This window comes from Mycetocola zhadangensis (genome assembly GCF_003668565.1).
Taxonomy (GTDB): Bacteria; Actinomycetota; Actinomycetes; order Actinomycetales; family Microbacteriaceae; genus Mycetocola_A; species Mycetocola_A zhadangensis.
In genome coordinates, this window is record NZ_RCWJ01000001.1 from 343,082 (window position 1) to 365,159 (window position 22,078).

At 62.8% G+C, this 22,078-nt stretch carries 19 protein-coding genes; 14 read left to right on the top strand and 5 right to left on the bottom strand.

Annotated features, from left to right (window positions below; translation table 11 throughout):
- Positions 1-22: 22 nt before the first annotated feature.
- The 4 genes from D9V28_RS01665 to D9V28_RS01680 are packed head-to-tail and all read right to left on the bottom strand — an operon-like array spanning position 23 to position 2,360.
- A complete protein-coding gene (locus D9V28_RS01665; RefSeq protein ID WP_121657978.1) occupies positions 23-787 on the bottom strand; it encodes an ABC transporter permease in 765 nt (254 codons plus the stop codon).
- Complete coding sequence (locus D9V28_RS01670; RefSeq protein WP_121657979.1) at positions 787-1,617, bottom strand: ABC transporter ATP-binding protein; 831 nt, start codon at positions 1,615-1,617, stop codon at positions 787-789. The genes D9V28_RS01665 and D9V28_RS01670 overlap by 1 nt, the downstream gene beginning before the upstream one ends.
- Before the next feature lie 21 nt (positions 1,618-1,638).
- Entirely contained in the window at positions 1,639-2,007 is a 369-nt protein-coding gene (locus tag D9V28_RS01675) for a DUF1048 domain-containing protein (protein WP_121657980.1), read from the bottom strand.
- Positions 2,008-2,009: 2 nt separating this feature from the next.
- Complete coding sequence (locus tag D9V28_RS01680; protein ID WP_121657981.1) at positions 2,010-2,360, bottom strand: PadR family transcriptional regulator; 351 nt, start codon at positions 2,358-2,360, stop codon at positions 2,010-2,012.
- A 360-nt stretch (positions 2,361-2,720) separates the two neighbouring features.
- On the opposite strand from D9V28_RS01680, the gene D9V28_RS01685 reads away from it, so the two are divergent.
- The 5 genes from D9V28_RS01685 (at position 2,721) to D9V28_RS01705 (ending at position 9,105) form a co-directional block, all read left to right on the top strand.
- Positions 2,721-4,247 carry an ABC transporter substrate-binding protein gene (locus tag D9V28_RS01685; RefSeq protein ID WP_121657982.1) on the top strand — a complete coding sequence of 509 codons (1,527 nt, stop codon included), beginning with the start codon at positions 2,721-2,723 and terminating at the stop codon, positions 4,245-4,247.
- Between the two features lie 78 nt (positions 4,248-4,325).
- Positions 4,326-5,267: an ABC transporter permease gene (locus D9V28_RS01690; RefSeq protein WP_121657983.1), complete on the top strand. Its 942-nt coding sequence runs from the start codon at positions 4,326-4,328 to the stop codon at positions 5,265-5,267.
- Positions 5,264-7,072: a dipeptide/oligopeptide/nickel ABC transporter permease/ATP-binding protein gene (locus tag D9V28_RS01695; protein ID WP_121657984.1), complete on the top strand. Its 1,809-nt coding sequence runs from the start codon at positions 5,264-5,266 to the stop codon at positions 7,070-7,072. Before D9V28_RS01690 ends, D9V28_RS01695 begins: the two co-directional genes overlap by 4 nt.
- Complete coding sequence (locus tag D9V28_RS01700; RefSeq protein WP_121657985.1) at positions 7,069-7,944, top strand: ATP-binding cassette domain-containing protein; 876 nt, start codon at positions 7,069-7,071, stop codon at positions 7,942-7,944. The genes D9V28_RS01695 and D9V28_RS01700 overlap by 4 nt, the downstream gene beginning before the upstream one ends.
- Before the next feature lie 81 nt (positions 7,945-8,025).
- The gene (locus D9V28_RS01705; protein ID WP_229727678.1) at positions 8,026-9,105 is read left to right on the top strand and encodes a LacI family DNA-binding transcriptional regulator; all 1,080 of its coding nucleotides are present in this window, start codon (positions 8,026-8,028) and stop codon (positions 9,103-9,105) included.
- 124 nt (positions 9,106-9,229) lie between these two features.
- Here the strand turns inward: D9V28_RS01705 and D9V28_RS01710 are convergent, their stop codons facing one another.
- Positions 9,230-10,090 (bottom strand): sugar phosphate isomerase/epimerase family protein, encoded by an 861-nt coding sequence (locus D9V28_RS01710; RefSeq protein ID WP_229727679.1) that lies wholly within the window; start codon positions 10,088-10,090, stop codon positions 9,230-9,232.
- Positions 10,091-10,262: 172 nt separating this feature from the next.
- Between D9V28_RS01710 and uxaC the strand changes: the two genes are divergently transcribed.
- The 9 genes from uxaC to mfd all read left to right on the top strand — a co-directional run bounded on the left by uxaC (position 10,263) and on the right by mfd (position 22,057).
- On the top strand, positions 10,263-11,675 hold the full coding sequence (uxaC, locus tag D9V28_RS01715; RefSeq protein WP_121657986.1) for a glucuronate isomerase: 1,413 nt from the start codon (positions 10,263-10,265) through the stop codon (positions 11,673-11,675).
- Positions 11,672-13,093, top strand: coding sequence for a mannitol dehydrogenase family protein (locus D9V28_RS01720; RefSeq protein ID WP_229727680.1), 1,422 nt, complete (start codon positions 11,672-11,674; stop codon positions 13,091-13,093). Before uxaC ends, D9V28_RS01720 begins: the two co-directional genes overlap by 4 nt.
- 169 nt (positions 13,094-13,262) lie before the next feature.
- Positions 13,263-13,466 carry a hypothetical protein gene (locus D9V28_RS01725; RefSeq protein ID WP_121657988.1) on the top strand — a complete coding sequence of 68 codons (204 nt, stop codon included), beginning with the start codon at positions 13,263-13,265 and terminating at the stop codon, positions 13,464-13,466.
- A 33-nt stretch (positions 13,467-13,499) separates the two neighbouring features.
- Entirely contained in the window at positions 13,500-14,957 is a 1,458-nt protein-coding gene (gene uidB / locus D9V28_RS01730) for a glucuronide transporter (RefSeq protein WP_308472392.1), read from the top strand.
- Between the two features lie 58 nt (positions 14,958-15,015).
- Positions 15,016-16,254, top strand: a complete 1,239-nt coding sequence (gene manD, locus D9V28_RS01735; protein WP_121657989.1) for a D-mannonate dehydratase ManD — start codon at positions 15,016-15,018, stop codon at positions 16,252-16,254.
- Positions 16,255-16,271: 17 nt separating this feature from the next.
- A complete protein-coding gene (locus D9V28_RS01740; protein WP_121657990.1) occupies positions 16,272-16,817 on the top strand; it encodes a gluconokinase in 546 nt (181 codons plus the stop codon).
- 259 nt (positions 16,818-17,076) lie between these two features.
- Positions 17,077-17,667: a 50S ribosomal protein L25/general stress protein Ctc gene (locus D9V28_RS01745; protein WP_121657991.1), complete on the top strand. Its 591-nt coding sequence runs from the start codon at positions 17,077-17,079 to the stop codon at positions 17,665-17,667.
- Between the two features lie 88 nt (positions 17,668-17,755).
- The gene (gene pth, locus D9V28_RS01750; RefSeq protein WP_121657992.1) at positions 17,756-18,370 is read left to right on the top strand and encodes an aminoacyl-tRNA hydrolase; all 615 of its coding nucleotides are present in this window, start codon (positions 17,756-17,758) and stop codon (positions 18,368-18,370) included.
- A 48-nt stretch (positions 18,371-18,418) separates the two neighbouring features.
- Positions 18,419-22,057: a transcription-repair coupling factor gene (gene mfd, locus D9V28_RS01755; RefSeq protein ID WP_121657993.1), complete on the top strand. Its 3,639-nt coding sequence runs from the start codon at positions 18,419-18,421 to the stop codon at positions 22,055-22,057.
- The last annotated feature ends 21 nt before the right edge of the window (positions 22,058-22,078 follow it).

The window sequence follows — 22,078 nt, forward strand, 5'->3', positions numbered from 1 at the left end:
CGAACCGTGAATGGGCGCAACCTCAGCTGACTTTCTTTCGATATCTGGCGACCGCGAACGCATATGCGACCACGAGGATGCCGATCAGCCAACCCAGCGCGACCCAGATCTCGTTCCCAACCGGCTCCTGGGCGAACAGGGCTCGGATCGTGTTCACAATCGAGGTCACTGGCTGGTTCTCCGCGAACCATGCCACCGGCCCTGGCATCGAATCAGTCGGGACAAACGCTGAGCTGATGAACGGCAGGAAGATCAGTGGGTAACTGAATGCACTCGCACCGTCAACAGTTTTCGCGGAGAGTCCCGCTATCACGGCGATCCACGTCAAAGCGAGGGTGAACAGAACCAGAATGCCGGTAACGGCGAGCCAGGCGGCCACCGACGCTCCCGTTCGAAACCCCATGATCAGCGCGACGCCGATGATGATTGCGATCGAGGCCAGGTTTGCCGCCAGAGAGGTGAGCACGTGTGCCCAGAGCACGCTTGGCCTCGAGATCGGCATTGACTGGAATCGTTCGAAGATGCCGCCCTGCATGTCAAGGAACAACCGATAGGCGGTATACGCGACGCCGGATGCAATGGTGATGAGGAGGATACCTGGAAGCATGTAGTCCACGTACGACTCCTTGGAGCCAGTGTCGATCGCGCCCCCAAATACGTACACGAACAACAACATCAGCGCGATCGGCGTGACCGCTGTCGTGATGATCGTGTCCGGGCTCCGGAGGATATGTCGCAACGAGCGCCCGGTCAGAACGCCGGTATCGGCGAGAACATTGGTAGTCATCAGAATTCCTTTCGTGCCGGGACAGCGCTGTCGGATGGGCCGTCAGGGCTGGTGTCGGTCTCGCCGGTTTCTCCGACGAGGGCGAGGAAGACATCCTCGAGCGATGGTTGCTTTTCGACGTACTCAACCTTCGCGGTGGGGAGGAGTTGTTTGAGTTCGCTGAGGGTTCCGTTCTGAATGATGGTGCCCTTGTGCAGGATGGCGATGCGGTCAGCGAGATACTCGGCTTCGTCAAGGTACTGCGTCGTGAGGAGGACTGTTGTGCCCTGCCCGGCGAGCTGTTTGATGGTCTGCCACACCTCTGTGCGCGCCTGGGGGTCGAGCCCTGTCGTTGGCTCATCGAGGAAGATGACCGGCGGGTTCCCGATCAGGCTCATTGCGATGTCGAGCCGACGTCGCATTCCACCTGAGTATGTCGCCACCCTGCGTCCTCCCGCTTCTGTGAGGGAGAAACGCTTGAGGAGGTCGTCTGCGATCTCGCGCGGATTCTTCAGATGACGCAGCTTCGCGACCAGTACAAGATTCTCCCGACCGGTAAGCACGTCGTCGACGGCGGCGAACTGGCCCGTCAGGCTGATGGACTCGCGTACGTCACCTGGCTTGGCTGAGACGTCGAAGCCGTGGACCGCAGCGGTGCCGGCGTCTGACTTCAACAGCGTGGACAGAATCCGTACCATTGTTGTCTTGCCTGCGCCGTTCGAGCCGAGCAGCGCAAAGATGCTGCCAGCTTGAACGTCGAAGTCGACTCCCCGCAGAACCTGCAGGTCTTTGAACGACTTCTCGATGCCCTGCACCCGGATGGCGGGGGCGAGGGTCTGGGTGGTGGTCATGTCTTCTCTCCATTTCCTGGGTTACTGCGTCTGGACGGAGGCTGCCTTGTCGATGGCGTCGATGAGTCGCTTGCGCTCCTTGTCGATCCATTCCTTACCGGAGTAAGACCGAGCGAAGGTCTCGGCAAATTCGACCGGGTCGTCACCGACGATCGCTCGAACTGGCGCGCCGTCGATCGCGGCGCGTTCCCAGAGGTCGGCGAGGTCGCCGAACATCCTCACGAGCGTGTCGCCCTCAGTCATGCCTCCGTAGTAAGTGAGGTACCGGTGGAGCGCTTGCGCCACGCTGGCGTATGGAGCGGGCAGCCCATCGATGCGTGCTTTGTCCTGTTTGTACTGCTTCTTCTGTTCGAGCGTGCCGGTGAGGGCTTCGATCCATTTGCTGGTCATAATCAATCTCCTTCTGTTTTCGTGTTGTCGATGCGATGGTGAAGCTGGTCGATCCTCTCCGAGAGGAAGCTCCAGGTGCTCCAGAACTCTCCGAGCGACTCGCCGCCGGAAGTGTTCAGTGAGTAGACCTTGCGCGGCGGCCCCTTCTCTGAGGGGACCTTCGCCACGTCGACGAGGCCTCGTTGCTCAATGCGCACCAACAGCGCATAGACCGTGCCCTCGACGATGTCGGTGAAGCCCTGATCGCGCAGTCGCGCGGTGATCTCGTAGCCATATGCGGGCCGTTCGGCGAGGATCGCGAGAACGATTCCTTCGAGAGTGCCTTTAAGCATCTCGGTCATTTGTTTGCCCACGGGACCCACCTTTTCCGTACCTAGTGTTGCTGACTACCACTAGATAGTAACACTGAATAGTGCCCGCGCAAGAGGGAATTTTTGATCTGTGAACAAGCGCGGACGGCGGGCTCCGCTGAGGGCATCCGGACCGCGAGAACAAGCGCACGGCCTCGGCGGGCCGTCGGTTTCCGGCTGAAACCGCAATCGCTTGCGTAATGGAATCTGCGGGAGGAGGGCACCGCGGGGTAACGATTTTGACAATCGGTTGCCAAATGAGGGAAAGCCGATTACTGTGGTGCTCAGATCGGCTGCGGGCTTTCACTATAGCCATGGCAACCGGTTGCACTCAGAGTCGAGCATCCCTCCAAGGAGACAACAATGAAGTTTGGTCCCCGTGCGACATCAGTCGCCATTCTCGCCGCGGCAGCCGTCGCTCTTTCCGGATGCGCGTCGTCCTCAGGTGGCTCGTCCAGCGGCGCTGCCACAGACACCCTCACCATCGGCTCGTTGTCGAACATCACCTCGTTCGATCCCGCCCAAGCGCACCTCGGACACCAGATGCCGCTCTACCAGGCGGCATACGACACACTCATCCTGCGGAAGCCGGACGGATCGTTTGCGCCGATGCTCGCCACCGAGTGGAAGTACAACGAAGACAACACGGTATTGACCGTTGACCTTCGTGACGATGTCACCTTCACCGACGGTGAGAAGTTCGACGCCGAGGCGGCTAAGGCCAACCTCGACCACTTCAAGAGCGCGAACGGGCCTGACGCCGCCCAGGGCGGGTCGATCTCGTCGGTGGACGTCGTCGATGAGGACACCATCGACATCACCCTCTCGGCAGCTGACCCCGCCATGGAGTACTACCTCAGCCAGGTTCCCGGCCTCATGGGCAGCCCGAAGGCACTCGGGACCGAGGAAGTAAAGACTGTCCCGGTTGGATCGGGGCCCTACGTCCTCGATGCCAAGGCCTCCGTGAACGGCTCACAGTTCGTCTACACGGCGAACAAGGACTACTGGAACAAGGACCTCCAGAAGTTCAGCAAGGTCACCATCAAGATCCTGGCTGACGTCACCGCTCGCACGAACGCCGTGGTCTCCGGCCAGGTGGACGCTGTGCTGCTCGATGCCAAGAACGGCAAACAGGCCGAAGGTGCTGGTCTCGAGCAGGTGTCGTACCCGGTTGACTGGAACGGGCTCTTCCTCTTCGACCGCGACGGAAAGAACACGCCAGCGCTCGCTGATGTGCGCGTTCGTCAGGCAATCAACTATGCGTTCGACAGAGAGACCATGCTCGAGCAGCTTTCGCTCGGCCATGGCGAAGTGACCGCGCAGATTTTCGGCAAGACAACGGATGCCTACATCCCGGAACTCGATGACGCCTACGCGTATGACCCGGCGAAAGCCAAGTCCCTTCTCGCCGAGGCTGGCTACGCCGACGGGTTTGAACTGACGCTGCCTATTCTGCCTGGGACGGAAGCCATCATGGCCATGGTCCAGCAGCAGATGGCGGATGTCGGAATCACCGTCAAGCAGGAAGCAGTGCCGCAGGCGAACTACGTCACAGACCTGCAGGCCGCCAAGTACTCCGCTGCCTGGTTCTCGGTCTTCCAGGGCGAGCCGTGGGTAGCCATCAAGCAGGCCATCGGGCCGCAGGCTGCGTACAACCCTTTCAAGACAACGACTCCTGAGCTTCAAGAAGCGATCGACGCCGTGCAGTTCGGTGGCGACGAGAGCGGTGAGCTCGCGAAGAAGGTCAACCAGTACGTGACCGACGAGGCGTGGTTCGCCCCCTGGTACCGCATCGATCAGATGTTCTACGTCGACGGCACAAAGATCGCAGTCGAACCACAGGCGCAGCAGGCAATCCCCAGCATTTACAACTACGCACCGGCGTCCTAACGCCACACCCGGGGAGAGCGTCGAACGCTCTCCCCGGGATCTCCACTCGCGGAATCGCATCACAACCGGAATGAGACCATGGTCACCTTCATCCTGAAGCGGATCGGATCGGGACTCGTCGTACTTGCGGCTATCTCCTGCCTGACGTTCTTCCTTCTCTACTTCTCCAGCACGAATATCGCCCGCAACATCCTCGGTGAGTACGCCACACCGGAGCAGGTCGCGGCGAAGCAGGCTGAGCTCGGCCTGGATCAGCCCATCTTCAGCCGTTTCCTCGCCTGGGTGGCTGAGGCTCTCACCGGCAACTTCGGAACATCATGGTTCACGAACGAATCCGTTGTGCAGGCCATCTCAAACCGCCTCCCCGTAACGCTCGCGCTCGTCGTGACCTCCATCGTCATCATCGCCATCCTCTCGACCCTTATCGGGGTCGCCGCAGCGGTGAAGCGCGGTTGGATCGACCGCGCGGTGCAGATCGCTGCCGTTATCGGTGACGCCATCCCGAACTTCGTGCTCGCCATCGTTTTCGTGACCATCTTCGCCATCCAGCTCGGGTTCTTTCCCGCAACCAGCAGCATCCAGCCAGGTGCCGACGGAGGAGCCTGGGTCGCGTCCCTCACCCTCCCCGTCATCGCCTTGGTGATCAGCGGCCTGACGAGCGGTGCGCAGCAAGTGCGGAGCGCCGTCATCAAGCAGCTCGAGAAGGACTACGTCCGAACTCTTCGCAGCCGCGGCATCTCCGAGGGCGTCATTCTCTTCAAACACGTCCTGCGCAGTGCCGCGCCAGCCGGACTCACCGTTCTCAGCCTCCAGTTCATCGGCATGCTCGGCGGTGTTGTCATCATCGAGCAGATCTTCGCCCTCCCGGGGATGGGCGCACTCGCCGTCCAGTCAACAACGCTGGGCGACACCCCACTCGTGATGGGCGTTGTGCTCTACACGGTCATCATCGTCATTCTCGTCAACCTCCTCGTAGACCTTGCGAACGGCTGGCTCAACCCGAAGGTGCGTGTCTCATGACCGAACCCGTACAAATCAACGCGAGCACAGCAACACTTGCCCGCACGAGCGTCTTCAAGCGCATCCTCAAGAACCCCATGGGCCTTTTCGCCATCGCTGTCCTGTCGATCATGATTCTGGTCGCGATTTTTGCCGGCTGGATCGCTCCCTTCGGTGAAAACACCGCCAACATAGGTAAGACCCTCGCCGGTGCGGACTCGGTCAACCTGCTCGGAACGGACAGCGCTGGTCGCGACACGTTCAGCCGCCTGGTGTTCGGTGCGCAGACAACCCTGCTTTCAGCGCTGCTCTGTGCCGCGGTCGCCATCTCGATCGGTCTCCCCGCCGGGCTCATTGCCGGCTACTACTCGGGCCCGTTCGATTCGGCCGCCAACTGGGTCGTCAACGTTCTCATGGCCCTCCCCGGCATCATCGTCCTGCTGACCATTCGTGCTGCATTCGGGCCGTCGGTCTGGATCTCCATGATCGCGTTCGGCATCCTGATCAGCCCCGGTTACTTCAGGCTCACCCGAACCGCCGTGCAGTCGGTGCGAAACGAACTGTACGTCGACGCCGCTCGAGTCTCGGGGCTGAGCGACTCCCGCATCATTACCCGGCACATCTTCTCCGTCGTACGTGCACCGATCATCATCCAGACGGCCATCGTCTGTGGTGTGGCAATCAGCATCCAGTCAGGGCTCGAGTTCCTCGGCCTCGGCGATCCGACGGTCGCCACGTGGGGTGTCATGCTCAGTGAGGGCTTCAAGAACGTTTACCTCACCCCAACGCTCCTGTTGTGGCCAGCACTCGCCATCGGCCTCGCGGTCGGATCGCTCGTCCTCCTCGGCAACGCGGTTCGCGACGCTCTCGAGGACCGTGAGAAGGTCACGGTCTCCAAGCGCAACGACCCGCCAACTGTGGCACTGCAGATGCAGCGCGGCCCGCGGAAAAGGACTGCAAGTGTCGAGGTCGGCACGGAGAAGCACCTGGTCAAGGTGTCGCACCTCGCCATCGGTTATCCGCAAGCCAACGGCACCCTCAAGCCGGTCGTGAACGATGTGTCGTTCACCGTGGACCGTGGCGAAGTTCTCGGGATCGTCGGAGAGTCCGGCTCAGGCAAGTCCCAGACGGCCTTTTCGATCCTCGGCCTGCTCCCGCCGGAAGCTCGAATCATTTCGGGAAGCATCCAGTTCGACGGCGAATACACCGTCGCGCCAGGTGAGGACATCGTCAACCAGTCCCGGCTCTCCGAGCTCCGCGGAAAGCGGATTTCGTACATTCCGCAGGAACCCATGTCGAACCTCGACCCGGCGTACACGATCGGCTCTCAGCTCGTCGCTCCCATGGTGAAGGTGCTCGGCATTTCCAAGGCAGAAGCCAAGAAGAGGGCGCTCAAACTGCTCTCAGACGTCGGCATCGTCGACCCCGCCCGCACCTTCGGCGCCTATCCACACGAAGTGTCCGGAGGCATGGCCCAGCGTGTTCTCATCGCAGGGGCGATCAGCTGCGAGCCGGACCTCATCATTGCCGACGAGCCAACCACGGCTCTCGACGTGACCGTCCAGGCTGAAGTGCTCGATCTCATCCGTGACCTGCAAAAACGCCTCGGCGTAGGGGTCATCCTCGTCACACACAACTTCGGAGTGGTTGCTGACCTCTGCGACCGCGTCGTGGTCATGCAGGCCGGCCGACTGGTTGAGGGTGGCGAGGTGCGGGAAATCCTCGGTACGCCCCAGGACCCGTACACGATCACGCTGCTCGACTCGATGCTCGAGAACAAGACACCCATGACGATGCTCGTCAGCCAGGGAGGAACCAAATCATGACCGATGCAGCACGAGGCGACCTGCTCGTCGTCGATGACCTCATTGTCGAGTATCCGGGCAAGGGGTTCCGCGCGAAACCGTTCCGCGCCCTGACCGATGTCTCCATTCGCATTGGGCAAGGCGAGACGCTCGGCCTGGTGGGGGAGTCCGGGTCAGGAAAGACCACACTCGGTCGCGCTGTCCTCGGCTTGGCGCCCGTCACAGGCGGACGCATCACCTTTGAGGGCGAGGACATCAGCCACGCGTCGCGCAAACAACGCCAGAAGCTCAGCCGCGACCTGCAGGTTGTGTTCCAGGACCCGTACACCTCGCTCAACCCGGCGATGGAGATCGGCGAGATCCTCGCCGAACCGCTCACCATCCAGGGCATCGGTCCGGCAGAGTCCAAGGCTCGCATCAAGGAGCTTCTCGACCATGTGAACCTGCCATCCGACGCTCTGCACCGTCAGCCGCGCGAGTTCTCGGGCGGACAGCGGCAGCGTGTGGCGATCGCTCGGGCGCTGGCGCTCTCGCCGAAACTCATCGTCTGCGATGAGCCCGTCTCGGCGCTCGACCTCACCACCCAGGCTCGAGTGCTCGACCTGTTCCTGCAGATCCAGCAGGACACCGGGGTCTCCTATCTCTTCGTGTCGCACGACCTCGATGTGGTCCGTCACATCAGCCACCGCGTCGCGGTCATGTACCACGGCGAGATTGTCGAGCAGGGGCCAGCGTCGCAGGTCACCGTCGCCCCTCAACACCCGTACACCCAGCGGTTGTTGCTTGCGTCCCCTGTGCCCGACCCCGACCGCCAGGAGGTCCGACGGGCCAACCGCCGCCGTCTGCTCGACGAGCAGAAGAACCCCGACCTTGTCGCCGCGGCTGGAAGCTAGGCACGCCGCCGTGCGCTACCGTAGAACTTCGCAGAGCCCGACGTCGGGCCGCGTGCCTCGTGCACGCCCAAAGGAGTAATCGTGTCGAGTGAAAGCGTGCGGGACCAGGCCGCCGACGTCGCGCCTCGAGCGCGGGCAACGGCGCGAGCCGGTCGACCAGCAAAGTCGGCCCCGACCATCTACGACGTCGCGGAGCTCGCCGGAGTGAACCCGTCAACGGTCTCCCGTGCGCTCAGTCAGCCCGGCCGAATCAACATCAAGACCGAAGAGCGCATCCACGCCGCAGCCAAAACGCTGAACTACCGGCTCAACCCGATGGCGCGCGCCCTGCCAACCGGGCGTACGAGCACGCTTGGCCTGCTGCTTGCCGACATCACAAACCCGATGATCTTCGGCATCGTGCGTGGAGCCGAACACGCGGCAGCCGAACAGGGCTACACGCTGGTGATCGCCGAGTCGCAGGAGTCCGGCGAGCGTGAGGCCTCGACCGCCGAACGCATCCAGCCCTCTGTCGACGGCCTGATTCTCGGAACGACCCGCCTGAGCGACACCCAAATTCAGCAGCTGGCCGCTCACAAGCCGCTCGTTCTCATCAACAGGGACGTCGACGGGGTTCCGAGTGTGCTCCCCGATGTCACGCCAGGCATCGACGGTGCGCTTGCTCACCTCGAGTCGCTCGGTCACCGGTCCATCGCCTACCTGTCGGGTCCGGCCAACTCCTGGATGAGCGGCACCCGCTGGGCAAGCGTTTTGCAGCAGGCGGTCGCCCGCGGCATGAACGTGGTCGAAATCGGGCCGAACATTCCGACCCTCGACGGCGGCCGGGCCGCGCTCACTCGCGTTCTCGCGTCAGGCGTGACGGCCGTTGTCGCGTACAACGACCTCATGGCCATCGGTCTCCTCCGTGCCGCAGCTGAGGAGGGCATCTCGGTGCCCGAGCGGTTCAGCCTCGTCGGCTTCGACGACATCTTCGGATCCGACTTCACCACCCCGGCGCTGACCACCATCCGAACGCCGCTCGCCCGAGCCGGTGCGCGAGCGGTTCGGCGAGCCCTTGCCCTGGTCGGTGGAAACATCGAGGTCGCTTCATCTACAGACGACGACGAGAAAATCGAGACCGAACTGGTCATCCGCCAGTCGACGGGACCTGCCGCACACTGATTCTTTTGAAAACGGATGCTGTCTCGCGCGCTGGCGAGACAGCATCCGTTTTCTTATATTGCGAAGTACGCATACGAAGAGGCGCCCTCGAAACGAGGGCGCCTTTTCCGTGAAATCTAAAGGTCTAGAAGAGGTCGCTGTAGCCGAGAGCCACGAGGTTGTCGTAGGAGGTCTGCAGGCAGTCGAAGACGTCCCTGCCGTAGAGGTCGTCCTGCTCAACAAGCAGGTACTGCACCTCGCTGGCGAGGCTCTCCTCAACGATCGCGCGGAAGTCGAGGTTGCCCTCGCCCACCTCGGCGAACTGCACGACACCGGTGAACGCGGCCATGAAGGTCTTGTGGTCCCCGGAAGCCAGGGCAGCAAATGCCTCATCGGGAATGTTGCCGATGCGGTAGTCCTTGAGGTGCACCATGGCGACGCGGTCGCGGTACTTGCGAATGGTGGCGACCGGGTCGAGCCCACCGCGCTGCACCCAGTGCACGTCGATCTCAAGTCCCATGTCAGGGGCGCGGTCAGCGATGATGTCGAGCAGGTGCTTGCCGTCGTACTTCGCGAACTCGATGTGGTGGTTGTGGTAGTAGAGGCTGATGCCCTCGTCGGCCAGCCGGCGCGCGATGGCGTTGGTGTCGTCACAGAACTCGAGCACCTTGTCAAGCGAACCCATGGCGTCGAACGGGAGCATCCCGATGCGCAGCATCGTGGTGTCGAGCGTGCGGCAGTCGGCAACGATCTTGTCGAAGTCCGTCGTCAGCGACTCGCCGGGCATGCCCGGTGCCACGCGGAGCGACGCTGACAGTGAGGCGATGTTCATGCCGAGTTCGTCGCGTGCGCGAGCGAGTTCGGCAACATTCTCCGTCGTCATCGGAATCTGCGACACCTCGACGGCGTGGTAGCCGATGTCGCTGATCTTCCGGAGCGTCTCGAACGGACCGACCTCCGCGAAGCTGTTCTTGAGCATCATTGCCTGGACGCCGATTGTGGCCACGTGAGTTCCTCCATTGGATCTGGAGCTTCCGTCCTTGGAAGCCGTTTGTTGCCGCGGATAACCCGAAGGGCACCCGCTGTCTTGCCCTCAGTCTGTCAGAGGGTTACGATGTTTGGCAACCGGTTGACAACATTCACGCAGCCGACGAGATTATCCATATGAAGGTGTGTCAATGAAGCTGCAACTCGATCCAGACCGACTGTTCCCCGCTGACCCCGCCACGCGGGCCGTCGCTCGGGCGCTCTTCGAGCAGGTGGAGAACCTGCCGATCCTCTCGCCTCACGGTCACGTCGACCCGGCGATCCTCGTCGACGACCGTCAGTTTCCAAACCCGGCCGAACTCTTCATCCGGTACGACCACTACGTCACTCGGCTGATGCACTCCGCCGGGGTCGACCTCAGCAGGCTCGGCATTCCGAACCGCCAGTCCGGCGAGCCGGTTGCGTCGCCCCGTGAAGTCTGGCGGACCTTCAGCGAGAACTGGCACCTGTACGCCGGTACCGCTTCGGGCTACTGGCTGCAGTCCACCTTCAACCAGGTCTTCGGTATCGACGTGCAGCCAAGCGCCGAGAACGCCGATGCGGTCTACGACGTCATCCAGGCGGCTCTCGATACCGATGACTTCCGCCCCCGAGCCCTGTTCTCGCGCTTTGACATCGAGGTTCTTGCCACAACGGACGATCCGATGGACTCACTCGCGCCGCACCGGGCGCTCGCGGCCGATCCGTCGTTCTCCGGACGTGTGCTCCCCACTTTCCGCCCAGACGCGTACCTCAACCCGTCAACGCCAGGGTGGGCTGACAAGGTCGCGGCCCTCGCCGAATGGAACGGCTCGGCCGTCAGCAGCTACACCGGCTACATTGAAGCTCTCGCGGGCCGACGCCGGTACTTCGTCGAAAACGGCGCGGTCTCGGCCGACCACGGTGTGTTCGAGCCCCTCGCGGTCGACCTCTCTCCAGCCGAGGCGAGCGCCCTGTTCGAGAAGGGACTCTCCGGCACCTTGTCGGCCGCTGAATCCCGGGCTTTCGCCGGCCACATGCTGCTCGAAAGCGCTCGGATGAGCACCGAAGACGGACTCGTCATGACCGTGCACCCCGGCGTCTACCGCAACCACTCGAGCGAAACGTTCGCAGCGTTCGGACCAGACACCGGACACGACATTCCCGTGACCACCACGTACGTTGAGAACATGCGGCCGCTGCTCGAGAAGTACGGCAATAACGCGGACTTCCACCTCGTGCTGTTCAGCGTCGACGAGACCGTTTACTCCCGCGAGGTCGCACCACTCGCCGGCTTCTATCCGAGCGTCTACATCGGTGCACCGTGGTGGTTCCTCGATGCGCCAGACTCGGTGCTGCGTTTCCGCTCGGCCGTCACCGAAACCGCCGGCTTCTATCGCAGCTCCGGTTTCATCGACGACACTCGCGCCTTCCTCTCTATCCCGGCTCGCCACGACATGGCCCGCCGGCTCGACTCGGCATTTCTCGCTCGCCTCGTCCGGGAAGGGCGAATCGACGAGGGAACTGCCGGCCGGATTATCGTCGACCTTGTCGACTCGCTTCCTCGAAAGGTCTTCAAACTGTGACGAACAATGCCTCCGCACCGACACTCACCCGCTCCAGCCACAGCGCTTCGAACAGGGAGGCTTCGGGCAGCGTTCGCATCGTCCACATGGGTCTCGGTGCGTTCTCTCGCGCTCACCAGGCCTGGTACACCGACGTGGCAGACGAAACAGGGGAGTGGGGCATCGCGGCATTCACCGGGCGGAACGCCACAGCTGCTGAAGAGCTCGCCCCACAGGACGGCCTCTTCACCCTGATCGAACGGTCGGCCGACAGGGACACGGCGACCATCGTGTCGAGCATCGTTGAAGCCGTCGACGGTGCGAACCTCGATCGCTTCGTCGACCTGCTGGCCGCCCCATCGACGGCCCTGGTCACCCTGACGGTGACCGAGGCGGGCTACCGCCTCACGGCGAACGGGCAGCCGAACCGCGACGACGCGGCTGTGAACGACGACATCGACTGGCTCAGCACCGCGCTGGGCGGTGAGCTTCCTGAATCATTTGCAGGCGGGCCCGTCACGACTCTGGGCCGCCTGCTGCTCGGCCTGCATGCTCGGCGCCTCGCCGGTGCGGGGCCTCTCGCCATCGTGCCGTGTGACAACATGCCAGACAACGGACCGTTCGTGCGATCGGGCATTCTTGCCCTCGCTCAACTGGTGAACCCGGAGACGGGCGCATGGATCGCCGAGGAGGTGTCATTCGTGTCGACTTCGGTTGACCGGATCACCCCGAAGACCACGCCGGCCGACGTCGAAACAGCGGTGTCCCTGACCGGCTTCGCCGACCAGGCACCCGTCGTCACCGAACCGTTCCGTGACTGGGTGCTCTCCGGTGCCTTCCCCGCCGGCCGGCCGCAATGGGAGAAGGCTGGAGCGCGGTTTGTGGACGAGATCGAGCCGTTCGAGCGGCGAAAGCTGTGGCTGCTCAACGGTGCGCACAGCCTGCTGGCGTACGCCGGGCGGTTGCGTGGCCATGAAACTGTTGCGTCGGCGATCGCTGACCCGGAGTGCCGCACCTGGGTCACCGAGTACTGGGATGCAGCGTCCGCCCACCTGGGTGAGGGGCTCGACCTGGAGAACTACCGCGCAGCGCTCCTCGAGCGGTTCGAGAACGCGCGTATCGAGCATCGCCTGGCCCAGATCGGCATGGAGGGCGTCACCAAGCTTCGTGTACGCGCCGCGCCGATCATCCTCGCCGAACGTGCCGCCGGCCGCAGCGGCCAGGCGGCAATTCGCGCCATCGGTGCGTGGGCTGCCCTGGTCATCTCGCGGACCGAACTCCCGGACGCGGCGGCAGCGGGCATCGCAGCCGCCCTCGCGTCAGAAGGGGACATCGTCACCGAGTTGATTCGCTTGATCGATCCGCGACTCGCGGAGGATGCGGCGGTGCTCGATGGCATCCGCTCTGTTGCCAAACAGGCTCTACCGACCCACGCCTGACCACGGGGCGGAGCGCTCGAATCGCGAGCGCTCCGCATCGGCTTGGCAACCGTTTGCCAAAATGCTGAAATCGTGCTTGACTGTACGTCATCACGGTTCGCAGGATTTCTCGCCTGCTCCATATTTTTCGCAAGGACGCGGTTCGCAACGAAGCGCAGAGGGAGCTCACATGTCGGCACAGTCCGCACAGCTGGCCCCGATGCCCCGTGGCATCCGCCGAGTCCTGAACCGGCGTGAATTCCACGCCGTACTTTTCGGCAACTCCGCTCTCATGGCGAGCACCAGGAACGGCGGAGTTGCCGATACTCACGACAGGGCAGTTCCGGTGAAAGCCAGTGCCCTCCTCGCATTCGCACCATCGGAAGAGCAGTAGCCGACGCGCTGCCCTTCGGGTAAAGGAGCCCCCATGACGAATACCATCAGCCCCACACCGCCAGCGACACTGGGAAAGCTGCCGAAGATCAGCATCATCGGCTACGGTGCCGGCGACGCGGCAAACAACCTCGCGTTCACAACAGCGACAATGTTCCTGCTGATCTATTACACAGATGTAGCGGGAATCTCGGCTGCAGCTGCCGGAACGCTGCTGTTGGTTGTGCGCGTTTTCGACGCTTTCGCGGATCTCTTCGCCGGCCGCATCGTTGACCGCACCTACAGCAAGCGGTTCGGCAAGTTCCGCCCGTTCCTGATGTTCGGCTCGGTGCCGTTGTTGCTGCTCAGCGTCGCTGTTTTCAGTGTTCCGCAGATCGGCGAGTCCGGCATGCTGCTTTACGCCTACCTCACTTACGCGGCTCTCGGTCTTGCGTACAGCCTCGTCAACATTCCGTACGGTTCGCTGGCAGGCGCCATGACGCAAGATCCGAGTGAACGAGCGAAACTTGCCAGCGCTCGCACCATCGGCGCCATGATCGTCGGATCTGGACTCGGCATCTTTGTCGCCCCCCTCATCACTCCGGAGAACGACCTCCAGTCGATCTTCACCTTCATGACTCTCGGCTTCGTCGTCGTCGGGACGGCGCTCTACTTTTTCACGGCCTTCACCGCGAAGGAGCGTGTGAGGCGCGATGTCCCGCACGTCACCATGAAGCAGAGCGCCGCGATCCTCAAGAACAACAAGCCGCTCGTTCTGCTGTGCATCAGCTCTTTCGTATTCCTCACCGGAATGCTGGCGCTCAGCACCGTGCAGCTGTACTACCTGCGCGATGTGCTCAACGCTCTTCCGCTCTACGCGCTGTTCTCTATCATTCAGCTCGTGATGGTGTTCGGCCTGGCCGGTTTCATCCCGAAGATCGTTCGCATCTTTGGCAAGCGCACGGCCTACATGGCCGGAGGCGGAATCATGGGTGTCGGCGGAGTCATCGTTTTCCTCGCACCGCCGAGCATGGTCTGGCTCGGGTTCTCCGGACTGGTTGTCTGCCAGCTCGGCATTGTGCTCGTCAACATGCTGGTCTGGGCGCTCGAAGCCGACACCGTCGAATACGGCGAGTGGAAGACCGGTGTACGGGCAGAGGGCATCGTCTACGCGCTGTTCTCCTTCACCCGGAAGGCGGGCCAGGCTGTTGGCGGCGCACTGGCCGCATACGCACTCGCCTGGGGCGGGTACGTCGCAAACGCGGCAGCTCAGAGTGAGCAGGCTGTGTGGGGCATCCGAGCCGGCGCAGGACTCGTTCCCGTCGCCGCCAGCATCATCGCCATCGCCATTATGTTCTTCTACCCGCTCACCGACGCGAAGCACAAAGAGATCGTCGCTGAGATCGCCGAGCGCCGCCTCACCCGCGGAGTCGCTGCGCCCATGGATCCGTCGTTGTCGACGGCCGCGTTCACGGTGAACCGGGGGCAGAACAGCACACCGCCGACCGAATAATCTGTATCGCAACCGTTCGCCACCGACAGTTCGCCGTCGCCACGCACAAGGGAAAATCATGAAAATCGAAAAAGCTGAAGTCATCGTCACGAGCCCTGACCGCAACTTCGTCACGCTCAAGCTGACAACGGAAGACGGAGTTACCGGACTTGGAGACGCCACGCTGAACGGTCGCGAACTCGCGGTTGTCTCGTACCTCTCCGAGCACGTGGTTCCCCTGCTCATCGGCCGTGAAGCGCACAACATTGAAGACACCTGGCAGTTTTTGTACCGCAGCGCGTACTGGCGCAGGGGCCCCGTCACCATGGCCGCGATCGCCGCTGTCGACGTCGCCCTCTGGGACATCAAGGCCAAGGTCGCCGGGATGCCGCTGTACCAGCTGCTCGGCGGTGCCTCACGCACAGGCCTGATGGCATACGGACACGCGTCGGGCAAGAGCCTGCCTGAACTGTTCGACAGCGTGCGCGAGCACCAGGAACAGGGCTACAAGTCCATCCGCATTCAGACCGGGGTTCCCGGCCTGAAGTCGATCTACGGCATCGCATCGAACGCGACGTTCGAAGCGAACAAGGGTGTTCGATACGATCACGAGCCCGCCCAGCGCGGTGCTCTGCCGAATGAGGAGGACTGGGACACTCGCAGCTACCTGCGCCACGTTCCTACGGTCTTCGAGGCAGTGCGTAACGAGTTTGGTCCCGAGATTCCGCTGCTCCACGACGGCCACCACCGCATGACGCCGATTCAGGCGGCAAAGCTCGGCAAGTCGCTCGAACCGTACGACCTGTTCTGGCTCGAGGACTGCACACCGGCCGAGAACCCTGAGGCACTCCGCCTCGTGCGACAGCACACCACGACGCCGCTCGCGATCGGTGAGATTTTCAACACGGTCTGGGACTACCAGCAGATCATCCGTGAGCAGCTCATCGACTACGTGCGCAGCGCCGTCACCCACACCGGCGGGATCTCGCACCTCAAGAAGGTGCTCGACTACGCATCGCAATACCAGATCAAGTCGGGCATGCACGGGCCGACCGACATTTCCCCCGTCGGCATGGCCGCCGCAATGCACCTCGGTATGTCGATCCACAACTTCGGCATCCAGGAATACATGCAGCACGGACAGAAGACCGACAGCGTTTTCGAGCAGTCATTCACCTGGAGCGACGGCATGCTGCACCCGGGTAACAAGCCGGGCCTCGGTGTCGAGCTCAACGTCGATGAGGCGGGCAAGTACCCGTACGAAACCGCATACCTGCCGTACAACCGTCTCGCCGACGGCACAGTCCACGACTGGTAGACGGTAGATTCGGCCGCATGTCACAGAACACAACAACTCCCGAGGGCACCCAAATTGTCGTGATGGGGGTATCCGGATCTGGCAAGAGCACAATAGGGGCGCTCATTGCCGGTGCCCTCGGGGTGCCGTTCGTTGACGGTGATGCACTTCACCCGCAGTCGAACATCGAGAAGATGGCTGGCGGGAAGCCGCTCAACGACGACGACCGCTGGCCATGGCTCACCGTCGTCGGCCAAACACTCTCGGAGGCGGGAGCGACCGGAACCGGGATGGTCATCGCCTGCTCGGCGCTTCGTCGTGCATACCGACAGGCCATCCTCGACAGCGCCCCCGGAGTTCGGTTCGTGCACCTTGACGGAACCCGCGACGTTCTCTCCTCACGAATCGAAGGTCGAAGTGGTCACTTCATGCCGCCGAGCCTTCTTGATTCCCAGTTCGCAACGCTTGAGCCGCTTGCCGCTGATGAACCAGGGATGGTGATCGACATCGATCAGCCTGTCGCCGACATCGTCTCCGAAACCGTCGCGAAGATTCGATCAACGACGGGTGTGCCGAACGCCTGACGAACGTTCGGTCCGCATCGATGCTGTAGACTCAACGATTGAACTTCGGCGAGGGATGCCACGTGCAGACGCACTGAGTGGCATCCGTTATCGACGCGGTGGGCAAGGCACCTACTTTTCTTACCCAAGAACTGGCTTTTCCTCACGCTGACATGCGTTCGAGTTGAACCGAAGCCGGTCCGCCGGCCTCGCACCAGACCACACGGAGCTGCGCTCCGGTAAGCGAAAGAGCTGTAAGGCTCACCAAAGGAGAAACACCATGTCTGACGACAACAAAGTAGTCGCAGAAGTCCGCACCAAGTTCGGTAAGGGCGCCGCCCGCAAGCTCCGCGCTTCTGGCAAGATCCCCGCCGTCATGTTCGGTCGTGGCACCGAGCCCAAGCACCTCGCGCTTCCGGCGCACCAGGTGAGCCTCATCATCCGCAAGTCGAACGCGCTCCTCGAGCTCGACATCGAAGGCGTCGAGAGCCTCGCCCTCGTCAAGGATGTTCAGAAGGACCCCGTTCTCCGCATCATCGAGCACCTCGACCTCATCGTCGTCATCAAGGGTGAGAAGGTTGTCGTCGACATCCCCGTTCACGTTGAGGGCGAGTCTGCTCCCGGCACCATCCACAACCTCGACGCGACCACGCTGTCGATCGAGGCAGAGGCAACCCACATCCCCGAGCGTCTCTTTGTCTCGATCGAGGGCCTCGAGTCCGGCACGCACATCCTCGCCAAGGACGTCGAACTGCCCCAGGGTTCGACCCTGCTCAGCGACCCCGACGTTCTCGTCGTTGCGGTCACCGAGCCCGAAGGCGACGAGGGTGACGACGAGGCAGCCGACGACACCACTGAAGCAGCCGAGTAACTCGACCGAATCGAACTGGGCCTGCCAGCCCGCGGTCGCGACATCGTCGCGACCGCGGGTCGGCAGGTTTTCGGCTTAAGGGGAACTGATGTGGTGGCGCAAGAAGAGGGAGCCGATCGTGGCTGAGAACACCTGGCTGGTCGTCGGACTCGGCAACCCCGGTCCCGGGTATGCGGGTAACCGGCACAACGTCGGTCAAATGGTCCTCGATGAGCTCGCGCGGCGAATCGGATCAACCTTCACTCGCCACAAAACACCAGCGTCCGTCGCTGAAGGTTTCCTCGCGCCAGGCGGTCCCAAGCTGGTCCTGGCCAAGCCAAACAGTTTTATGAACCTGTCGGGCGGCCCAGTTGCCGCACTGCTGCGTTTTTACTCGCTCGATCCGTCGAAGCTCATCATCGTTCACGACGAACTCGACATTCCGTTCGACAGCCTCAAGCTCAAATCGGGCGGAGGGCACGGAGGCCACAATGGTCTTCGCGACATCGCGAAGGCCGCCGATACCCCGGACTTCATCCGGGTGCGAGTGGGTATCGGGCGCCCGCCCGGGCGGCAGGACCCCGCCGATTTCGTGCTCAAGGATTTCGGGTCGACCGAGCGCGCCGCGCTCCCGACCCTCCTCAGTGAGGCGGCGGACGCCGTTGAACTCATCGCAACGGACGGACTCGCCGCCGCCCAGTTGAAGGTGCACTCCCGGAGCTGAGGGCGCAACCCCCGCCGTGGTGTCAGTGGGCGTGCGTAAACTGAACCAGTGATCCTTTCGGGCTTAATCGCAGCACTTTCGCGCGCCTCCACTTTCGACAACGCTCTCTCATACTCAAGCAGAGACGCTGATTTTTCCGTCACTGACGGGCTCCGCGCTCCACTCCTCGCCGGGCTCCTGAATGCGCGGAACGCTTCGGAGAAGCCAGCATGCCTCTTCGTCGTGACTCCAACCGGACGTGACTCAGAGCAGCTGCGCGCAGCTCTCGCCGACGTGTCACCCGACGCGGACATCATCGATTTTCCTGCCTGGGAGACGCTTCCGCACGAGCGTCTGAGCCCGAGCGCCGAGATCGTCGGCAAACGGCTCGCGGCGCTTCGCACCATGAAGACGTGGACCGGAGAAAAGCCCCTCATTGTGGTCGCTGCCGTCCGCGCCGCGCTCCAGCCGGTCGCCGACAACCTGACCGAGACCGACCCGATCGAACTCATCGCATCCACCCGTGGTCACGATCTCGCAGAACTCGCCGTCCAGCTCGTCGAACTGGCCTATTCGCGCGTGGACATGGTATCCAGGCGTGGCGAGTTCGCCGTTAGAGGTGGAATCCTCGACGTGTTCCCTCCAACGGCCGAACACCCGTACCGGGTCGAATTCTTCGGCGACGAGGTGGAACAGATTCGCGCGTTCTCGGTCGCCGATCAGCGATCGATAGCCGAGACGATTCCCAGCGTCTCGCTCCCGCCGAGCCGCGAACTTCTGCTCTCCGACTCCGTGCGCCAGCGCGCCAGAGAAATGCGCGACGAGTTCCCAAGCATGTCCGGGATGCTTGAAAAGATCGCCAATGGCATCCCAGTCGAAGGAATGGAATCGCTGGCTCCAGCGCTCCTCGATCGACTTGTTCCTGTGAGCCACTACTTTCCTGCCGGCACGGCTGTCGCCGTGATCTCACCCGAGCGTGTGGCCACACGTGCGATCAGCCTCGCCGAGACCAACCGCGAGTTCCTGGCAGCGGCCTGGAGCGCCGCAACCGCCGGAGCGCAGGCACCCATCGACCTCGCAAGCGGTGAGTTCATCACCCTCGGAGATTTGCGCGACTCCACCAGGTTCACTCGACCGGGCCAGCCCGCGTCCGACCACCCGTGGTGGACTTTCAGCACCTTCCAGCAAGGACCAGGAGACGTTCTCCCTGAAGAGCTCGAAATGGATGAGCTGCTCGCCGTGCGCGTCGCGGCTGAGCCTGTACCCAGTTTCTCGGGCAACGTCGACGGTGCCATCGCGCACGTGGCCGAGAGGCTTCGCGATGGTTGGAGTGTCGCCATCACGGCGCGCGGCGCCGGACTGGTCGAACGCGCCCGCGATGTGCTCGGCGAACACGAAGTCGCCGCGCGGGTCGTCGACACTTTCCCCGAAACACCGGAAGCCGGCATCGCCTACCTTGTGCAGGCGACGACGGAGTCTGGGTTCGAGATGCCCGAAATCAAGCTCGCCCTGCTTGGTGAGAACGAGTTCTACGGCCGCACCGTCGGTTACGACTCACGACAGGTCAAGAAGCTTGCGTCACGCCGCAAGAACGTGGTCGATCCGCTGCAGCTCACACCGGGTGACTACGTTGTGCACCAGACCCACGGCATCGGCAAGTTCGTTGAACTGACCCAGCGCGAAGTATCCAGCGGCGGCCGCAACGCCACCAAAACCCGCCGCGAATACCTCACCCTCGAGTATGCGCCATCAAAGCGCGGCTATCCGGGCGACAAACTCCTCGTACCGACTGACCAGCTCGACCTGCTCAGCCGCTACGTCGGCGGGGAGGCGCCCCAGCTGTCGAAGATGGGTGGAAGCGACTGGTCACAGGCGAAGGGTCGCGCCCGGAAGGCCGTGCGCGACATCGCCGTCGAACTGGTCAAGCTGTACTCGGCCCGGATGGCGTCCAAAGGCTTCGCGTTCAGCAAGGACACACCGTGGCAGCGCGAACTCGAGGAAGCATTTCCGTTCGCGGAGACCCCCGACCAGCTGACCACCATCGACGAGGTCAAGGCCGATATGGAGCGGCCGATCCCGATGGACCGTTTGCTCTCGGGAGACGTTGGCTTCGGCAAGACCGAGGTTGCCATCCGTGCGGCGTTCAAAGCTGTGCAGGACGGTAAGCAGGTAGCGATGCTGGTGCCGACGACCCTCCTGGTCAAGCAGCACTTCGAGACATTCTCCGAACGGTTCGCCGGCTTCCCCGTTCACCTCCGAGCACTTAGCCGATTCCAGACCGCCAAAGAAGCCAAAGACACCCGAGACGGGCTCGAGCGGGGAACCATCGATGTCGTGATCGGAACGCACCGCCTGCTCAGCGAGGGCATGAAGTTCAAGGACCTCGGCCTGGTGATCATCGACGAGGAGCAGCGGTTCGGTGTCGAGCACAAGGACGCCCTCAAGAAACTCAAGAAGAACGTCGACATCCTTGCCATGAGCGCGACGCCGATTCCCCGCACGCTCGAGATGGCGGTCACCGGCATCCGCGAAATGTCGACGCTCGCGACGCCGCCGGAGGAACGTCACCCGATCCTCAGCTTCGTCGGCCCGTACAGCGACAAGCAGGTCGGCGCGGCTATCCGCCGCGAACTGCTGCGCGAGGGCCAGATCTTCTTCGTGCACAACCGGGTGTCGAGCATCAACCGCATTGCCGCCCAGCTCGCGGAGATTGTCCCGGAGGCCCGGATCGCCGTTGCTCACGGACAGCTGTCCGAGAGCACCCTCGAGCGCGTTGTTGTGGACTTCTGGGAGCGCAAGTTCGATGTGCTCGTCTGCACAACGATCATCGAGACCGGACTCGATATCCAGAACGCCAACACCATCATCATCGACCGTGCAGACAAGTACGGTCTCAGCCAGCTGCACCAGCTGCGCGGGCGGGTCGGCCGCGGGCGAGAGCGGGCGTATGCCTACTTCCTGTACGACGAGAACAAGCCTCTCTCCGAGACCGCACTCGACCGCCTGTCGACCATCGCGGCGAACAACGAACTGGGAAGCGGAATCCAAGTGGCGCTCAAGGACCTTGAGATTCGCGGAGCGGGAAACCTGCTCGGTGGCGAGCAGGCGGGCCACATCGCCGGTGTCGGCTTCGATCTCTACCTGCGCATGATCGGTGAGGCTGTCAGCGATTTCCGTGGGGATGTCGCCGAGGGCCAGACCGAACTTCGGCTGGAACTTCCTGTCGACGCCCACATTCCCGAAGACTACGTGGACAGCGAGCGCCTGCGCCTTGAGGCGTACCAAAAGCTGTCAGCGGCGAGCGCCCCTGCAGCAGACGACGACCAGATCGGCCTCGTTATTGACGAGCTCACCGACCGGTACGGCGAACCGCCCGCACAGGTGCAGAACCTCATCGCGGTCTCCCGGTTGCGCCAGCGTGCACAGCGCGTGGGCCTGAGCGAACTGGTTGCGATGGGTTCCAACCTGCGTGCAGCACCAGCGAACCTGCCCGATTCACTGCAGGCTCGCCTGCGGCGGATGTACCCGGGCGGCAAGTATCTCGCCCAGGCCAATGCCCTGATCGTGCCGATGCCCGAAAAGCACGGCGAAAAACTCACCGACGCCGACCTGATCGCGTGGGTCAAACAGTTCCTCGATGCGCTGTTCCCGCTGCCCGAAAAGGAGAAGACGGCTATCGAGACGAGGGGGGCGGCCGCGTCGGCCTAATCGACGGACGGCGTCCAAGGG

Excerpts from the sequence above, each read along its gene's own strand:
- manD (WP_121657989.1), top strand. The coding sequence starts at position 15,016 with ATGAAAATCGAAAAAGCTGAAGTCATCGTCACGAGCCCTGACCGCAAC.
- D9V28_RS01725 (WP_121657988.1), top strand. The coding sequence starts at position 13,263 with ATGTCGGCACAGTCCGCACAGCTGGCCCCGATGCCCCGTGGCATCCGC.
- D9V28_RS01685 (WP_121657982.1), top strand. The coding sequence starts at position 2,721 with ATGAAGTTTGGTCCCCGTGCGACATCAGTCGCCATTCTCGCCGCGGCA.
- D9V28_RS01665 (WP_121657978.1), bottom strand. The coding sequence starts at position 787 with ATGACTACCAATGTTCTCGCCGATACCGGCGTTCTGACCGGGCGCTCG.
- D9V28_RS01700 (WP_121657985.1), top strand. The coding sequence starts at position 7,069 with ATGACCGATGCAGCACGAGGCGACCTGCTCGTCGTCGATGACCTCATT.
- D9V28_RS01675 (WP_121657980.1), bottom strand. The coding sequence starts at position 2,007 with ATGACCAGCAAATGGATCGAAGCCCTCACCGGCACGCTCGAACAGAAG.
- uidB (WP_308472392.1), top strand. The coding sequence starts at position 13,500 with ATGACGAATACCATCAGCCCCACACCGCCAGCGACACTGGGAAAGCTG.
- D9V28_RS01690 (WP_121657983.1), top strand. The coding sequence starts at position 4,326 with ATGGTCACCTTCATCCTGAAGCGGATCGGATCGGGACTCGTCGTACTT.
- uxaC (WP_121657986.1), top strand. The coding sequence starts at position 10,263 with ATGAAGCTGCAACTCGATCCAGACCGACTGTTCCCCGCTGACCCCGCC.
- D9V28_RS01670 (WP_121657979.1), bottom strand. The coding sequence starts at position 1,617 with ATGACCACCACCCAGACCCTCGCCCCCGCCATCCGGGTGCAGGGCATC.
- D9V28_RS01695 (WP_121657984.1), top strand. The coding sequence starts at position 5,264 with ATGACCGAACCCGTACAAATCAACGCGAGCACAGCAACACTTGCCCGC.
- pth (WP_121657992.1), top strand. The coding sequence starts at position 17,756 with ATGTGGTGGCGCAAGAAGAGGGAGCCGATCGTGGCTGAGAACACCTGG.
- D9V28_RS01745 (WP_121657991.1), top strand. The coding sequence starts at position 17,077 with ATGTCTGACGACAACAAAGTAGTCGCAGAAGTCCGCACCAAGTTCGGT.
- D9V28_RS01740 (WP_121657990.1), top strand. The coding sequence starts at position 16,272 with ATGTCACAGAACACAACAACTCCCGAGGGCACCCAAATTGTCGTGATG.